Source organism: Kitasatospora sp. NPDC097643 (assembly GCF_040302625.1).
Taxonomy (GTDB): domain Bacteria; phylum Actinomycetota; class Actinomycetes; order Streptomycetales; family Streptomycetaceae; genus Kitasatospora.
In genome coordinates, this window is record NZ_JBEOSA010000008.1 from 56,441 (window position 1) to 72,746 (window position 16,306).

The following is a 16,306-nucleotide window of genomic DNA, read 5'->3' on the forward strand; positions in this document are numbered from 1 at the left end:
CTCTTCTAGCCTCCGGCGGATCCCCGGTGTGTGCCGGCGGTCAGCGCCCAGATGACGAAGGCGTCGAGGGCGATCAGGACGATGGCCCAGAAGGGGTAGTAGGGCAGCCAGAGGAAGTTGGCGATCATGCTGAGGCCCGCCATCACCACGCCGATGGCCCGTGCCCACACGGCGCCGGTGAACAGCGCGCAGCCTGCCAGCACGATCAGGATGCCGAGAATGAGGTGCATCCAGCCCCAACCGGTGCTGTCCCACTTGTAGACGTAACTACCGGTGATGACGTACCGGTCGTCATTGACGATCGCGCCGATGCCCTCGAAGATCGCCATCGTGCCGCCGAAGAGCATCAGGCATGCGGCGAACACGGTCAGACCGGTAGCGAAGGGCTTCCGGGAGGTTCGAGCACTCGTCGGTGCTCCCGTGGCGTTGCTGGCCATTTCAGGTCTCCTTCGGAAGAGTGCTGTCGCCGACTTATCGCGACCCGTGCGGAGTCCTCCTGTCTTCCACGCTGCCATGGCAGGCTCCTGACTGCTACTCCGAGAGCGCTTGGCAGGGCGCCCGTACGGCCCACCGCGCCGTGCGGACGGCCTGGCCTTGTCGATCACACCGCCCGTGAAGGGGAGGGGCCCCGACAGTCAGGAGTGACGGGTGACGCACCGTCATGTCCCGGGTGTCCCGGGCGGAGAGGACGCGTGCCGGTGGTGGCTGTCGGCGTGCACGCCGGGGGCGCCAACGGAGATCACCGAGCCAGGGCCTTGACGGACGGCTTACTCGTGTGACAATTGATATCTATACGAAGTACGTCATTGCGTAAGGGCTCACGGCCGGACGACGTTGGACCCGGGAGGTCCGGGCCTTTCGGCCCGGCGCAGCGCACGGTTCTCCGCCTAGCGTGGGTAGCGGCAGACAGGAATCCGCGACGGAGGCACCGCCATGACCGGGCTCGGCACTACCGACCTCGCTGCCGCGTCCGCGGCGTCGGACCGCTTCCCGCCACCGCGCGTGCTGCCCGACTCGCTCCGCGCCGCCTGGTCGGCACTGTTCTCGGGCGGTTCGGCGTACCGCTTCGAGCCGGCCGCACTCGACGCCCTGCCGGAGCCTGCGCGCCGCTGGCTCCGGCACGCCGTCCCGGCCGGGACGCTCTGCCACCCGGCTGTCGGGCTGGAGCTCCGCGGCAGGATCCGGCTGGCGGGCTGGCGGAGCTTCCGGGCCCGGCAGGTCCTCGCGGCACCGCACGGCTACCTGTGGGCCGAACGGACCCGCTTGTGCGGCCTGCCGGTCAGCGGTTACGACCGGCTGACCGACTCCGCGGGAGAAATGCGGCACACCCTGCTCGGCTGCCTCCCCCTCGTACACGCCGCCGGTCCCGACCTGACCCGCAGCGCGGCCGGTCGGCTGGCCGCCGAGACGGTGTTGTGGCCGCCGGCCGCCCTCGACCGGGCGATCGACTGGCAGCAGGACGGCCCGGACAGCGTGACCATGCTGGTGCCGGTCGCCGGCTGCGCCCACCCGGTGTCGCTCACCGTCGCCCAGGACGGCCGGCTGCTCCGGGTCACCACACCGCGATGGACGCGCCTGGGCCGAGGACCGTACCGACTGCACGAATTCGTGGTCGAGGTGCGCCAGGAGATCCGGCACGCGGGTGTGCTTCTGCCCGCCGCCGTCGTGGCCGGCTACGCGACTGAGCCACCGTTCATCAGCCAGACCGTCGACCGCCTCGTAACCCCGCGATGAACCGTTCGACCTGACCCCCGACCAACTGTGCGCGAGACGGCACCGGACAGCAGGGGAACCGACTTCGACCACACCGCGTTCTCGTGCGAGACCCCGGAACGGGTGGAAGCCGCACACCAACTCCTTGGACGCAACCCGGCGCTGGGGGAGGATGGCGAGGCGTCGGCGTTCGTCGACGAGGACTTCCTGGTGGCCCTCTGGCGGTCAATCGGATCTGCTCCATCGGTCTGCTCGTCGGTGGGGCCACCGGTCCCTCACGCCGAGGGCGGGGCCGATCCGGGTCCAGGGGGCGCGGGGGTCGGCCTGGAGGGCACCGATCAGGGCGAGGTCGAGTTCGGAGAAGGCGTTGCCGGACACCTGGGGGCCGACGTACCTCAGCGAGGACCGCGGCTTCTCGCTGACCGCGGCGGGAACGGCGGCGCTGCTGCCCGCGGTGGTGTCGGCGCTGGCGGCGGTCGCGGGCGGACGGCTCACGGGCACGTCCGGGACGGCCCGGGTACCGTCGGGGTGCCCGGGCCGCCGTACGACATGGGGTGCTGTTGCTGTTCGGTGCCGAGGTCCAGGCACGGGGTCACGACGGAGGTGCTGTGCGTGTCGGCCACCCGGGCCCTGATCCGCTCGAGCTCTGTCCCCGCGAAGATCGACTCCGGCGCCAGTGCGACAGGAGCCCCCTTCTCATGGGCCGGGCGGGAGGTTACGGGAGGGTCCAGCGCTGGTTGGTGCCGCCGTTGCAGTCCCAGATCTCCAGCGGGGTGCCGTTGGTGGTGGCGAAGCCCGGGTCGTCGAGGCAGCGGTTGGACTGGGCGCCCTTCAGGGTGCCGTCCGGCTGGGGCGTCCACTGCTGGTTGGCGCCGCCGTTGCAGTCCCAGAGTTCGACCGGGGAGCCGTTGGCGGTGGCGCCGCCGGTCACGTCGAGGCACTTGCCGTTGTGGGTGAGGGTGCCGTTGGACCGGGTCCACACCTGCTCGGCGCTGCCGTCGCAGGCCCAGAGCTGCACGGCGGCGCCGCTGGTGCCGCCGGTGGGGCGGGCGCACCTGCCGGGCAGGGCCGAGGTGATCGGGCCGGTGTGGGTGGTGGGCGTGCCGGGGGTGAGGGCGAAGTCGTCGAACTGGTCGGTCTGGTAGCCGGTCACGCCGAGGCCGGCCCGGCCGTTGGTGAAGCTCGCGTCGGTCGCGCTGCCCACGGCGGTTCCGTCGATGCTCGCGGTGAGGGCGGTGCCCTCCAGGGTGAGCGCGACGGTGTGCCAGCGGCCGGTGCCGAGGGCCGTGGTGGTGCCGCTCGCGAGGGTGGTGAAGTTCCAGCTGGTGTCGCTCTTGTCGATGGACCAGGCGCCGGTGTCGCTCACCCGCAGGTGGTAGGCGTTCAGGCCGTTGTTGTTGCGGCCCTGCTGGTTGACCCGGCCGAGGAGTTCGACGGTGCTCGACTGCTCGAACAGGGTGTCGGCGGTGACGGTGTAGTTGGACCAGCTGCCGTCGCCCATCATCGTGTACGGGGCGTTGTAGCGCTCGTCGGTCCAGCGGATCGGCGAGGTCGGGGCCATCTGGCGCAGGCAGGTGCCGGTGCGGCCGCCGCCGCAGGCGACGGTCTGGAAGGCGCCGTTCATGTCCGCGAAGTACTTCGGCGAGGTGGTCGCGGCCGGGGTGTCGAAGCCGTCCGCGTAGGGCAGCGTCATCGGCGCGGCGGCCGGCGGGGTGACGGTGCCCTTGCCCTGGCCCGTGGTCGTGGTCACGGTGTAGACCCGGCCGGGCTGGAGGGTGAGGGTGTAGCGGCCGCCCGCCGGGGTGACGTCCGGCTGCTGGACGAACCAGTCGGCCGGGTTGGTGGAGTTGAGGTCGGTGGACCAGACGTGGACCTTGCCGGTGGACAGGCCGCCGGTGACGGTGAAGCTCGCGGTCTGGGCGGCGGTGGCGTCCAGGGTCTCGACCACGGTGCTGTAGTCGCCGGTGGCCGTGCCGTTCGCGCTCCGCAGCGTGACGTAGCTGCCGTTGGCGCGCGCGCCGCCGAGGTAGCCGCTGGCGGAGTCGATGTACCGCCAGCCGGGCCGGGTGAACTGGGTGGTGTGCGCGGTGACCCAGGTGGTCCTGCCGATGTGGTAGTTGCCGGACCAGGGCTGGTCGGCGATCGACATGCCGTCGGTGGAGAAGAACAGGTCGGGGTAGAGCGCGGCGATCACCGGCCAGTTGAGGAACGAAGTCATCTTCCCGTCGAGGTAGCCGCGGTTGATCCCGCGCGCCACCGCCGGGGCGCCGCCGTCGGCGTCCTCGGAGCCGTTCTCGCTCGCCCACAGCGGCTTGCCGAGCGCCTGGGCCTTCGCCGTACTGGGGCAGTCGGTGAAGGAGCTCATGTACCCGCAGGGGTAGTGCACACCGACGATGTCGACGGCGTTCCTGAACGCCGGGTCGGTGGTCATGGCGTCGGCCACCGTCCAGTTGTCGTCGGCGGCGACGACCTTGGTGGCGCCGTAACCGCGGGCGACGAGCGTGCTCTTGAGGTTCTCGTACCAGGCCTTGTCGAAGCTGCGCTCGTTCCAGCCGCCGAGGTAGGAGATGTTCAGGTGGTGCTGGGCGGCGCAGCCCATCCACGACATCAGGTAGTCGACGGTGTCCTGGGACCAGAACTTACCGCCGCTGCCGGTGTTGCCGATCCAGCCGGGGGCACCCCAGGACAGGCCGTAGAACGTGATGTCGGGGTTGCGGGCCTTGGCCTGTTCGGCCAGCCACCACTCGTAGCCCTGGTTGCAGTCGACGGTGCCCCGGGTGTGCTCGATGCTGGGCTCGGCGCCGTCGGTGGAGTTGGTGTCGCCGCCGATCTCCAGCTTCAGCACCTGGAGCGAGGCGCCGTAGCCGGGCTTGAAGAGGTAGTCCAGCAGCTGGCTGCGCTGGGGCTCCGGGTAGTCCGCCAGCAGGCGCGAGTTGCCGCCGCCGCCGGAGATCGCGCCGACCCCGTCGAAGGTGAGGCCCGGCTTGGTGCCGTCGATGACGACGCTGGTGGAGGTGGCGGTCTTCGGAGCGGTTGCGCTCGCGGCGGTTGCCGCCGGGGCGGCCAGACCGCTCAGCGCGCCGGCGAGGGCGAGTGTCGCACTCAGCGCGGTGCGCCAGGTCGAGGTGGGGTGTTGACGGCCCATGGGCGTCTCCGAGGTGGGGAGGGGGTGGAGGGGGTGGGGGGTCCCGCGCCGGACGCCCGGATGGGGTCGCCCGGCACGGCGTGGGAGGGCAGGGGATTTCGCAGGCCCGTTACGAGACGGTCCACTCCTGGTTGGCCCGCCCGGCGCCGCCGCAGGTCCACTGGATGACCTGGGCGCCGTCGGCGGTCGAAGCAGCCGTCACGTCCAGGCACTTGCCGCTGTTGGCCGACACCAGCTGGACGCGGGCACCGAGGGTCGGGACGAGGGTCCACTGCTGGTTGGCCTTGCCGGCCCCGCAGGTCCACTGGATGACCTGGGCGCCGTCGGCGGTGGAGGCCCCGGTGACGTCCAGGCACTTGCCGCTGTTGGCCGAGACCAGTTGGACGGTGCCGGTTCCGGCGACCGGGACCAGGGACCACTGCTGGCCGGCCTGGCCGGCCCCGCAGGTCCACTGGACGGCCTGGGCGCCGTCGGCGGTGGAGGCCCCGGTGACGTCCAGGCACTTGCCGCTGTTGACACTGGTCACCGTGTGGGTGGCCGGTGCGGCCAGCGGCGCGACGGTGGTGTTGGCGAAGGAGGCCTGCTGGAAGCCGCCGACGCCGAGGCCGATCTGACCGATGCCGTGGCCCGCGTCGGCGACCGAGGCGACCTGGCTGTGGTCGATCGACGCGGTGATGGTCTGCCCCTGGACGGCCAGCGTGAGGTTGTGCCAGGTGCCGGCACCGGCGCCGGGGTAACTGCCGCTCGCCAGCACGGTGTCGGTGCCGGAACGGTCCTCGCTGAACAGGCTCCAGGCGCCGGTGTCGTCGATCTTCAGGTGGTAGCCGGAGCGGTCGTGGTCGACGTGGTCGATGCGGCCGAGCAGTTCGGCGGAGCTGCCGGCCTGTTCGAGCGAGACATCGGTGCTCGCCCGGTAGTGGGTCCAGCCCGGATCGCCCATGAGCGTGAGCGGGGTGTAGTTCATGTCGTCGTGCCAGGGGATGGGGGCCCGGGTGATGACCTGGCGCAGGCACACCGGGGTGGTCGCCCCGGCCGGGCAGGGCGCGGTCTCGAAGGCGCCGGCCCAGTCGTGGAAGTAGCGGGCGGTGGCTCCCGCGGCGTAGCCGCTGAGGTCGGCCTGGTACGGCAGCGGCATTCCGGCGGCGGCGGGCGGCACGGCGGCGCCCTTGCCCTGGCCGGTGGTGGTGGTCACGGTGTACAGGTAACCGGGCTGCACGGTCAGGGAGTACGAACCGCCGCGCGGTGTCACGTCCTGGGTGTGGACGAACCACCGCGACGGGTCGGTGGAGCGCAGGTCGGTGGCCCAGACGTGCACCGGGCCGGTGGACAGGCCCCCGGCGACCTTGAGGCTCAGGGTCTGCGCGGTGGTGGCGTCGGTGGACTCGATGACCGTGCTGTAGTCCTGGCCGGACCTGAGCGTGACGTAACTCCCGCTGTGCGGGTCGCCGTTGGCGCCCGCCCCGGACAGGTAGCCGCTGGAGCCGTCCAGGTACTGCCAGCCCGGCTTGGCGAACTGGGCGGTGTGCGCCATCACCCAGATGTCCCGGCCGACCGTGTAGTTACCGGACCAGGGCTGGTCGGCGGCCATCAGGCCGGCGCCCGCGTACGGCAGGTTCGCGGGCCAGGAGCCGACCAGCGCCCACTTGATGTCGGCGGTGATCCTGGCGTCGATGTACTCGCGGTTGACGTTGCGGGCCAGGGCCGCCGGGTCGGCGCCGGCGCTGTCGTTGTCGTCCTCGACGGCCCACAGCCGTTTGCCCAGCCCGGTCGCCGTGCTGCTGCCCGGGCAGGCGGTGTAGACGGGGACGGAGTGCCAGCAGGTGCCGTGCACGCCGACGACGCCGACGGCCTTGGCGAAGGCGGGGTCGCCGGCCAGATCGTCGGCGACCGACCAGTGCTCGTCGTCGTTGTCGGACGCGACCAGGGTGACGCCCTGGCGGCCGTGGCCGTCCAGGTCGGCGCGCAGCTTCTCGAACCAGGCCTTGTCGTAGCCGCGCTCGTTCCAGCCACCGAGGTAGCCGACGTTCAAGCCGTGCTGCTGGGCGCACCCGAGCCAGGACTCCAGGTAGGTGATGTTGTCCTGGGACCAGATGCCGCCGTTGAGCCAGCCCGGTGCGGACCATTCCAGGCCGTAGAAGGTGATCCCGGGGTTGCGGGCCTTGGCCTGTTCCATCAGCCACCACTCGTAGCCGCGGTTGCAGTCGACCTCGGTGGGGGTGCGCATGTGGGACGGCTCGGGGCCGTCGGTGGTGTTGGCGTCACCGCCGATCTCCACCTTCAGCAGTTGCAGCGAGGCGCCGTAGCCGGGCTTGAAGAGGTAGTCCAGCACCTGGCTGCGTTGGGGTTCCGGGTAGTCCATCAGCAGCCGTGAGGTGGCTCCGCCGCCGCTGATCGCCCCGAGGCCGTCGAAGGCGCGGCCTGCTGATGATCCGTCAAGTATCACCGACCGGACCGCAGTTGTGGGTGCGGCGGCGGCCGTCGGTACGACCGCCACCGCGGTCGCGACGCCCAGCGCGAGGGCCGCCAGTGCGGCGATCCTCCGGCGCAACGGGCGGGGTGGTTCGCTCATCGGCTACTCCTGTCCTGCGGCTCTGGCGGCATGCGCGGGTGGGGGGTCGACAGGGCTCGGGGCACGGACGGCACGTCGGGACGGCGGGCCCTGGCGGGTGCATGTCGGAACGCCGGGCAGGAGAGTAGACCCAATTTCCAACAGCAATCAACAAGTTGGCATCAAATTCAACGCCACCGGTCGCACCTTCCGCGCGCCGGCAGCTGTGATCAGGCATCCTCCGAGCGGGGATTCGATGCCTCTCCCGTCACTCCAGCACTCCTTGCCTGCACTATTGACGCTGACTCAGCTTTGCCCGAAGCTGTCCGGGCGCTTCCTTGCAGCCACGTTTGATTGCGAGGCTTTCTGATCGGCCGTGTTTGATTCTGGCCGATCACTCCCCCACCCTCAGGAGCCCCCATGCGCCTCTCCCCTCGTGCCCACCTGGCCCCGGCCGCCGCATTGAGCCTGGTCACCCTCCTCGGCCTGACCGCCTGCTCCACCGGGCAGACGTCCTCGAACAGTGCGGACGCCCCGGTCGCGCCGGTGTCCGGCAAGGTCTCGATCACCTACCTGCAGAAGCAGGGCGACCAGCAGTACTTCGTGGACGAGGCCGCGGGGGCGAAGGCCAAGGCGGCCGAACTGGGGGCCGACCTGAAGGTGGTGAACCTCGGCAACGACGCGAACAAGACGGTCGGCGAGGTGCAGGCCGCGATCGCGCAGAAGAGCAACGGCCTGATCATCGTGGTGCCGGACCCGGCGGTCGGGCCGCAGGTGGTCCAGACCGCCCGGGACGCGAAGGCCGCACTGCTCACCTCCGACGACCAGGTCTGCGCGAGCGGACCGGCCCCGGCGCAGTGCGCGGCGACCGACCTGGTGCCCCGGATCGGCTTCTCCGGCCAGCAGATGGGCCAGCAGGTCGGCCAGCGCGCCGCCGAGGAGTTCAAGAAGGCCGGCTGGAACCCGGCCGACACCCGGATCATCGCCGCCTGGAAGCAGGACGTCACCGTCTGCGGTGACCGGGTGAAGGCCGCCAAGGCGGCGTTCGACCAGGCCGCACCGGGCGTGCAGACCATCGAGGTCGCCACCGACAACACCCCGACCGGCGCGCAGGACAAGGTCGCCGCCACCATCACCGCCAACCCCGGCATCAAGCACTGGGTGACCTGGGGCTGCAACGACGAGAACGTCCAGGGCGCCGTCACCGCCCTGGAGAACTCCGGGGTGAGCCCCGCCGACATCGACGGCGTCGGCCTGGGCGCCTACCTGGCGTGCAAGGACTGGGCCTCCGGCAAGCCCTCCGGCATGAAGGCCGCCCTGTTCATCAACGGCAAGGACGTCGGCGCCCTCTCGGTGCAGACCATGTACGACAAGCTCAAGAACGGCAAGGACTTCCCGAAGGAGGCCTTCGCCCCGACCAAGATGGTGGACGCCGCCACCTGGCAGTCCGCGGGCGTGTCCTGTAGCTGACGCCGCGTCGAGCCGCCGGTGCGGCGGGCGGGCACCGACCCGCCGCACCGGCACCACTCCCGGCGACCGTACCCGCGACCACCGGAGCCGCCGACCGTACCCGCGGCTCCCCCAGACCGTACGCACCGCACTGCCAGCGAGGCCCCGATGACCACACCCGCACCGTCCCCCCTCCCTCCGCCGAGCAGCTCCGCCGGCCTGAGCGCCGAGGGCGTGTCCAAGCGCTTCGGCTCCGTCCAGGCGCTGAGCGACGTCACCCTCGCCTTCCCGCCCGGCCGGGTCACCGCCCTGATGGGCGAGAACGGCGCCGGCAAGTCCACCCTGCTGCGCATCCTCACCGGCGACCACCGCCCCACCGGGGGGCGCGTCCTGCTCGACGGCGGGCCCGTCGACCTGCACTCCCCGCAGGACGCCCGCCGCGCCGGGATCCGGATCATCCCGCAGGAACCCGAGATCATCCCGCACGTCCCCGTCGCCGAGAACGTCTACGCCGGCTCGCTGCCGCGCACCGGACTGCGCCGCCTGGACCGCGCCGAGCTGCGCCGCCGGATCACCGCCGACCTGGCCCGCCTCGGCTTCGACCAGGTCCTCGACCCGGATCTGCTCGGCTCCGAACTCACCGCTGCCCAGCGCCAGTTGGTCGAGATCATGCGGGCGCTGACCGGCGCCGTGCCGCCACGTGCGATCGCCTTCGACGAGCCCACCTCCTCGCTCTCCGAACACGAGGTCGAGGCCCTGTTCGCCCTCATCCGACGGCTGCGCGACGAGGGCATCGCCGTCATCTACGTCTCCCACCGGATGAAGGAGATCTTCCGACTCGCCGACCGCATCGCCGTACTGCGCGACGGCCGGGTCGCCGGGGTGGTCGAGGCCGCCGCCACCGACGAGAGCGAGCTCGTCCGGCTGATGGTCGGCCGGGACCTCTCCTCGCTGTTCGTCCGCCAGCAGGTCGCCACCGACCGCGTCGTGCTGGACGTCCGGGGCCTCACCACCGACGACGTGCACGGGGTCAGCCTGGCGGTCCGGGCCGGCGAGGTCGTCGCCCTGGCCGGCCTGATCGGCGCCGGGCGCTCCGAACTCGCCCTCGCCCTGGCCGGCGACGCCCCGATCCGCTCCGGCACGGTGGCCCTCAACGGCGAGATCCTGCGGCTGAAGGACCCGCGCGCCGCCATCGCCGCCGGGATCGGCCTGGCCCCCGAGGAGCGCAAGGCCCAGGCGCTGTTCCTCCAGCGCACGATCCGCGACAACACCTCGCTGGTCAGCCTGCGCCGGCTCAGCCGCTGGCGGTTCGTGAAGCAGCGCCAGGAGCGGGCCCTCGCCCAGGAGTACGCCGACCGGCTGCGCGTGCGCGCCCCCTCCATCGAGGCGCAGGTCCGCACCCTCTCCGGCGGCAACCAGCAGAAGGTCGTCCTCGCCCGCTGGCTCGCCCGCAAGCCCGACCTGCTGATCCTCGACGAACCCACCCGGGGCGTCGACATCGGCGCCAAGGCCGAGATCTACCAGATCATCGCCGACCTCGCCCGCGAGGGCACCGCCATCCTGGTCATCTCCTCCGAACTGCCCGAAGTCCTCGGCCTCGCCGACCGGGTCGTGGTGATGGAGAACGGCCGCACGACCGGCGAACTGACCCGTGACCAGGCGACGGAAGAGGCGATCCTCGCCCTCGCCATGGCCGACGACCTCGCCGCCACCACCCCCGCCCAGACCGGAGAAGTCCGATGACCACTGCCACTCCCCCGGCGCCGGACGCCGGGGCCCTGCCCGTCCGGTCCGGCGGCCCGCGCGCCCTGCTCGCCGCGATCGGCGGTCAGAACCTCAGCCTGATCGGCGCCCTCGTCGCCGTCGTCGCCCTGTTCGGCTCGCTCAACTCCAACTTCGTCGGCTGGGACAACATCCAGGTCATCGCCGAGGCCGCCACCATCTCCGGCCTGCTGGCCGTCGTCCAGACCGTCGTGATCATCTGCGGCGGCCTCGACATCTCGGTCGGCTCCCAGGCCGGCCTGGCCTCCGTGACCAGCGCCATGGTCTTCACCTCCACCGGCGCCAACCCGTACCTCGGCATCGGGGCCGCACTCGCCATCGGCGCCGGCATCGGCCTGTTCAACGGCGTCGTCATCATCTACGGCCGGGTCAACCCGACCATCGCCACCCTCGCCGGCCTCGCCGCCTACAAGGGCGTGGCCCAGCTGGTCTCGGACGGCCGCGCCCAGGGCTACGTGCGCAACGACCCGGTCTTCGTCTTCCTCAGCCGGGGCAAGATCGCCGGCCTGCCCACCATGGTCTGGCTGCTGATCCTCACCGCCGCCGCCGTGCACGCCCTGCTCACCTACACCGACATCGGCCGCAACATCTACGCGATCGGCGGCAACGACACCGCCGCCCGCCTGGCCGGCATCAACCTCAACAAGTACCTGATCGCCGCCTACGCGCTCTCCGGCACCGTCGCGGCCCTGGCCGGCGTGCTGCTGACCGCCCGCACCGGCAGCGGCCAGCCGGTCTCCGGCAGCGAGGGCCTGGAGCTCCAGTCGATCACCGCCGCTGCGCTCGGCGGCTGCGCCCTCAAGGGCGGCAAGGGCAGCATCGGCGGCACCCTGCTCGCCGTCGCGCTGCTCGGCGCACTGCAGAACGGCCTCACCGTCCAGGGCATCAACGCCTTCTGGCAGAACGTCGCCCAGGGCACCCTGCTGGTCGCCGCCGTGGTCATCCAGCAGCGCCGCAACCGCGAACGGGCGGTCGGCCTGCCCGCCTGACCGCCCGCCCCGCCCCGCCCCGCCCCGCCCGGAACTGCCGGTGCCAGCCCTGCCGGTGGCACCGGCAGGGCCGTGCCTGCGGTCCGGTGCGGCAGTGCCCCCGCCGTCCGGGCCGACCGACCGACCGGGAAGGGGCGCGCCGACGTCCTGGGATACTGGATCATGTCGCCGCCGACGGCTCCCGGTCACCGACGCGGCCGCGCCGGCCGCCCCGCCCGGCCCTCCGCGGAGCCGCGCACGTTCGATCGAAAGGGCCTCCGTGGCTGACCAGAGTTTGCTCGCCCCGCAGCGCCAGGCGCTGATACTGGAGGCCACCCGCCGGGCCGGCGCGGTGCGCGTCGCCGAGCTGGTCGAACAGTTCGGCGTGTCGGACATGACGATCCGCCGCGACCTGGACGCACTGGCCCGTCAGGGAGCCGTCCAGAAGGTCCACGGCGGGGCCATCGCGATGGGGGCCGCGAGCACGGACGAACCCGGCTTCGAGGTCAAGTCCGGGCTGGAGGAGAGCACCAAGGCCGCGCTGGCGGACGCGGCCGCGCGACGCGTCGAGCCGGGCAGCGTGGTGGCGCTGTCCGCCGGAACCACCACCTACGCGGTCGCCTCCCGGCTGCTGGAGATCCCGCAGCTGACGGTCGTCACCAACTCCCTGCGGATCGCCGACCTGCTGTGGGCGGCGGAGAGCGAAGGACGGGAGAGCGTGCCGTCGCTCCTGCTGACCGGAGGGACGCCGACCCGCTCCGCGGCCCTGGTGGGAGCCCTGGCCGATCAGACCATCCGCACGCTCCACGTGGACCTGCTCGTCCTCGGCGTGCACGGCGTCAGCGAGCAGGCCGGACTCACCACGCCCAACCTGGCCGAGGCACAGACCAATCGGGCCCTGATCGCCTCCGCCCGCCGTACCGTCGTCGTCGCCGACCACACCAAGTGGGGCGTCGTCGGCCTGAGCAGCTTCGCTTCCCTGGCGGAGGTCGACTGCTTCATCACCGACGACGCCCTCCCGGCGGCGGCCCGCAGCGCGCTCGCCGACGCGGTCGGCGAGCTCGTCGTGGTACCGGCCACCGGCTGACCGGGCGGCGCCCCGGTCAGGCCACCTGCCGCGCCCCCGCCGAGGGCACCGCGGTAGAGACCCAAGGGTGGCCCCGGTGTGCGGTTCACCGGACACCGGGGCCAGTTGGCTCAGCCGGCCGTGGGCCGGTGACCCAGGGTGTCGTCCAGCCAGTCGTAGATCCGGGCCAGGGCGAGTCGCTGGGCTCCGGCCTGGCAATGGGCGTCGGCGCCCTCCTCCGCGGTGAACTCGATCAGGGTCTTCGGGCAGGTCAGGTGGTCGTAGAGCTCCCGGGCCTGTCCGGCGAAGAACAGGTCCTCGGCGGCCTCGCAGATCAGGGCGGGGCATTCGATCCGCTCGGCGATGCCGTCGCGGAGGTGGTAGTCGAGGTAGGCGGCACCGAAGGCGCGGGGGGTGTCGGCTCCCATCACGTACATGCCGTGGTTCAGCGCCCACCGCAGCACCGGGTTGCCGGCGCTCAACTGGTCGAGTCGGGCGTCGAGTTCGGGATCGAAGGCCGCGCGCAGCCGCTCCTCGGCCGGGGCGCCGCCGGCGGGCACGAACGGGGTGACCGCCCGGCCGAGGTCGTAGACGCCGTCGAGGGCGACCACCGCGGCCAGCCGGCGTTCGAACGCGGCCGCCCTGGGGGCGAGCAGGCCGCCCATGCTGTTGCCGAGCAGCGCGACCCGCTCGGCGTCGACCTCCGGCAGGGTCAGCGCGAAGTCGAGCACCGGGCCCACCACGTTCTCCCAGTCGGGGCGGAAGACCAGTCCGTCGCGGTGACGCGGCCCCGGTTGCCCCGGTCCGTCGAAGGCGAGGACGGTGTAGCCGCGCTCCACGCCCGCCATCGCCCCGCCGAAGTGCATCTCCTCCGCCGTGCCGTCGAAGCCGTTGTGCAGGATCAGGGTCGGCCGGGGGGTTCCGGAGGTGTCGACCCGGTAGAGGTAGCCGGGCAGGGTGGTGCCCTCGTAGGGGATGCGGACCGGTTCGATCCGCGGGGTGAACAGGGCCGCCGCGGCCTGGAAGCACTGCACGCTGCGGTCGTAGGCGTGGTCGTGGCGGGGGTCGCAGGGATTGCCGTGCAGGAAGAACTCCGCCGAGCGGTAGTAGTTCGACGCCCGCAGGAATCCGTCCCGGGCGCTCACCAGGTGGCCCGCCTCCAGCGTCTTCCGGGCTTCGCCGGCCACCCGGTCGGCGGTGGCCAGCCACTCGTCGTGCCAACTGTCGTAGTCGCCCTCCACGATGCGTCCGGCCGTCGAGACGACCTCGCCGAAGTCGGCCCCGCCGTAGGCGATGTGGCCGAACGAGCGCAGGGTCTCGTACCAGAACTGCGCGTCGTCGGGGAACAGAAGAGGCTTCATCAGTGCTCCTCGGTGCACGGGATGTTCGATGACGCACACCCTGGTCCGGGGCGGTGTCCACTATCCAGGCCTGGTGGGGGCGGTGGATGTCCACTGCTGTCCACCCGCGTCCGGCGGGGCGGTTCCAACCACCGGCGCCCCGAAGGCGTTGAACTCTTGGGGCTGCTTCGTTCAGTCGTCGAAGGGGCAGCGCACGGGAGTTCCGGACGGCACGGTCCGGTGCCGACATCTGGGGAGAGGAGCCGTCATGGCGTCCGTCAACGATCGACTGAGCAGCGCACGGGTCCAGGCCTTCATCGGCCGGGACGAGGAACTCGCCTGCTTCGCACAGGCGTTGGCCGGCGATCCGCGGGCGCCGTTCGCGTTCTACCTGGTCGGACCGGGCGGCATCGGTAAGTCGACGCTGCTCCGCCGCCTGGCGGACCACGCCCGCGCGGCCGGACGGTCGCTGCTGGAGCTGGACGGCCGGTTCCTGAGCCGGGACCCGGCGGACGTCGAGCGGGTCGCCGCGCCCTTCCTGGACGTCCCCGGGACGGTCCTGTTCGTCGACTCCTTCGAGCACTGCCAGTGGCTGGAGAGCTGGCTGTGGCAGCGTTTCCTGCCCCGCGCCGCCGACGACACCCTGGTGGTCCTGGCCGGCCGGCTCGCACCGCAGCCGCAGTGGACCACCGATCCCGCCTGGGCCGGGCTGCTGTGCGTCCGTGAACTGCAACCGTTCTCCGAGCAGCAGGCCCGGGCCCTGCTGGCCACGGCCCAGGTCCTGCCCCAACTGCGGGAGCGGGTCCTGCGGTTCGCCGGAGGCAACCCGCTGGCCCTGTCGCTCGCGGCCGCCGCCCGGGTGGCGGACTGGAGCCGGGAGGACGTCTGGACGCCCTCGGCCGACGTCCTGCGCACCCTGCTGTCCGGCCTGATCGGCGAGGTGCCGACCGCGGCCCACCGCCGCGCCCTGGAGGTGGCGGCGCAGGCCTACTCGACCTCCGAGGAACTGCTCACCTCGGTGCTGCCCGACGAGGACGCCCACCTGCTGTTCGGCTGGCTCCGGGACCTGCCCTTCATGGAGTCCACCCACCGGGGGCTCCACCCGCACGACGCCGCACGCGAGACGCTGGCCGCCGACCTGCGCTGGCGGGCCCCGAACGCCTTCGTGGCGATGCGCGAACGGCTGGCCGAGGAGTACCTGCGGCTGCTGCGCGAGGCCCCCGAGGAGCGGGTCTGGACCGTCACCGACGAGCTCTTCCACCTCTTCCGGGACGGGGAGATCGTGGCCCGGCTGCGCACCTGGTCCCGTGAGGACGAGGTGCACGACCGGCCGCTGCACCCGGACGACCTCGACGTCGTGCTGCGGATGGCCGCGCAGACCGAGGGCCAGGAGTCCGCCGAGCTGGTCCGCTACTGGGCCGAACGCCAGCCGCAGGCCTTCAGTGTCTACCGACTGGTGAGCACGGGCCGGATCGTGGCGTTCACAGCCCGCCTCGCCCTGCCCGCCCCCGCCGACCCCGAGGACCTGGCCACCGATCCCGTGGTCGCCGCCGCATGGGAGTACACCGACGCCACCGCGCCGGTGCGCCCCGGCGAGCACATCGGCATCAGCCGCTTCACGGTCTACCCCGAGCGGTACCAGGTCCCCTCGCGCGTCATCGACCTGAGCAGTTCCCGCGCCCAGGCGGAGTCCGCCCGCGCCCGCGGTCGCGCCTACGGCTTCGCCGTCTGGCGGGACGCCGAGACCTGGGCCGAGCGGGTCAAGGGCAGCCTCGCCGACACCGGTGCCCGACCGCGGGTCGGCGCGCACACCTACGGCGTGTTCGGCGTCGACTGGCGCCAGGTGCCCGTCGAAACCTGGCTCCGCCACTTCATAGCGGCCACGGCCGTACCCACCCAGGCCGGGCTGCCGGGCGTCTCGCGCACCGCGTTCGACCAGGCCGTCCGCGAGGCCCTGGCGCACTGGCGGGACGCGGGCGCCTTCGCCGCCTGCGCGCTGCTGCGCACCCGGCTGGCGGCCGACCTCGGCGAACCCGTCAGGGAGCTGCGCGCCCTGCTGCGGCAAACCGTGGACGACCTCGCCCGCGACCCGCGCGGTGCCCGCGCCCGCGAGGCCCTGACGGCGGGTTACTTCTCCGGTGCGCCCACCCAGGAGGCCGCCGCCCGCCGGCTGAGCCTGCCCTACGGCACGTACCGGCGGCACCTGCGGCAGGGCCTGGACCTGCTCTGCGAGGCGCTGTGGCAGCAGGAGCTGCACGGGCCTCGCTGAGCGCCGTTCGGAGTCAGCCCCCGGAG

The 16,306-nt window shown here is 72.2% G+C and carries 11 protein-coding genes; 6 read left to right on the top strand and 5 right to left on the bottom strand.

What is annotated here, in order from left to right:
• Positions 1–5 precede the first annotated feature (5 nt).
• Positions 6–437, bottom strand: coding sequence for a DUF7144 family membrane protein (locus ABTY15_RS07965; protein WP_350577900.1), 432 nt, complete (start codon positions 435–437; stop codon positions 6–8).
• Between the two features lie 496 nt (positions 438–933).
• Here ABTY15_RS07965 and ABTY15_RS07970 point away from each other — a divergent pair, with 496 nt between their 5' ends.
• The gene (locus ABTY15_RS07970; protein WP_350577903.1) at positions 934–1,734 is read left to right on the top strand and encodes a DUF6544 family protein; all 801 of its coding nucleotides are present in this window, start codon (positions 934–936) and stop codon (positions 1,732–1,734) included.
• A 204-nt stretch (positions 1,735–1,938) separates the two neighbouring features.
• Here the strand turns inward: ABTY15_RS07970 and ABTY15_RS07975 are convergent, their stop codons facing one another.
• The 3 genes from ABTY15_RS07975 to ABTY15_RS07985 all read right to left on the bottom strand — a co-directional run bounded on the left by ABTY15_RS07975 (position 1,939) and on the right by ABTY15_RS07985 (position 7,427).
• Positions 1,939–2,208, bottom strand: coding sequence for an Lrp/AsnC family transcriptional regulator (locus ABTY15_RS07975; RefSeq protein WP_350577905.1), 270 nt, complete (start codon positions 2,206–2,208; stop codon positions 1,939–1,941).
• Positions 2,209–2,428: 220 nt separating this feature from the next.
• Complete coding sequence (locus tag ABTY15_RS07980; RefSeq protein WP_350577907.1) at positions 2,429–4,858, bottom strand: ricin-type beta-trefoil lectin domain protein; 2,430 nt, start codon at positions 4,856–4,858, stop codon at positions 2,429–2,431.
• A 109-nt stretch (positions 4,859–4,967) separates the two neighbouring features.
• Complete coding sequence (locus tag ABTY15_RS07985; RefSeq protein ID WP_350577910.1) at positions 4,968–7,427, bottom strand: RICIN domain-containing protein; 2,460 nt, start codon at positions 7,425–7,427, stop codon at positions 4,968–4,970.
• Between the two features lie 399 nt (positions 7,428–7,826).
• On the opposite strand from ABTY15_RS07985, the gene ABTY15_RS07990 reads away from it, so the two are divergent.
• The 4 genes from ABTY15_RS07990 to ABTY15_RS08005 all read left to right on the top strand — a co-directional run bounded on the left by ABTY15_RS07990 (position 7,827) and on the right by ABTY15_RS08005 (position 12,692).
• Positions 7,827–8,876, top strand: a complete 1,050-nt coding sequence (locus ABTY15_RS07990) for a substrate-binding domain-containing protein (protein ID WP_350577913.1) — start codon at positions 7,827–7,829, stop codon at positions 8,874–8,876.
• Between the two features lie 147 nt (positions 8,877–9,023).
• Positions 9,024–10,598, top strand: coding sequence for a sugar ABC transporter ATP-binding protein (locus ABTY15_RS07995; RefSeq protein WP_350577916.1), 1,575 nt, complete (start codon positions 9,024–9,026; stop codon positions 10,596–10,598).
• Positions 10,595–11,626: an ABC transporter permease gene (locus ABTY15_RS08000; protein ID WP_350577918.1), complete on the top strand. Its 1,032-nt coding sequence runs from the start codon at positions 10,595–10,597 to the stop codon at positions 11,624–11,626. The genes ABTY15_RS07995 and ABTY15_RS08000 overlap by 4 nt, the downstream gene beginning before the upstream one ends.
• 259 nt (positions 11,627–11,885) lie before the next feature.
• Positions 11,886–12,692 (top strand): DeoR/GlpR family DNA-binding transcription regulator, encoded by an 807-nt coding sequence (locus ABTY15_RS08005; protein ID WP_350577920.1) that lies wholly within the window; start codon positions 11,886–11,888, stop codon positions 12,690–12,692.
• A 110-nt stretch (positions 12,693–12,802) separates the two neighbouring features.
• On the opposite strand, the gene ABTY15_RS08010 is transcribed toward ABTY15_RS08005, so the two are convergent.
• On the bottom strand, positions 12,803–14,032 hold the full coding sequence (locus ABTY15_RS08010) for an alpha/beta hydrolase family protein (protein WP_350577926.1): 1,230 nt from the start codon (positions 14,030–14,032) through the stop codon (positions 12,803–12,805).
• Between the two features lie 247 nt (positions 14,033–14,279).
• Here ABTY15_RS08010 and ABTY15_RS08015 point away from each other — a divergent pair, with 247 nt between their 5' ends.
• The gene (locus tag ABTY15_RS08015) at positions 14,280–16,280 is read left to right on the top strand and encodes an ATP-binding protein (protein WP_350577929.1); all 2,001 of its coding nucleotides are present in this window, start codon (positions 14,280–14,282) and stop codon (positions 16,278–16,280) included.
• The last annotated feature ends 26 nt before the right edge of the window (positions 16,281–16,306 follow it).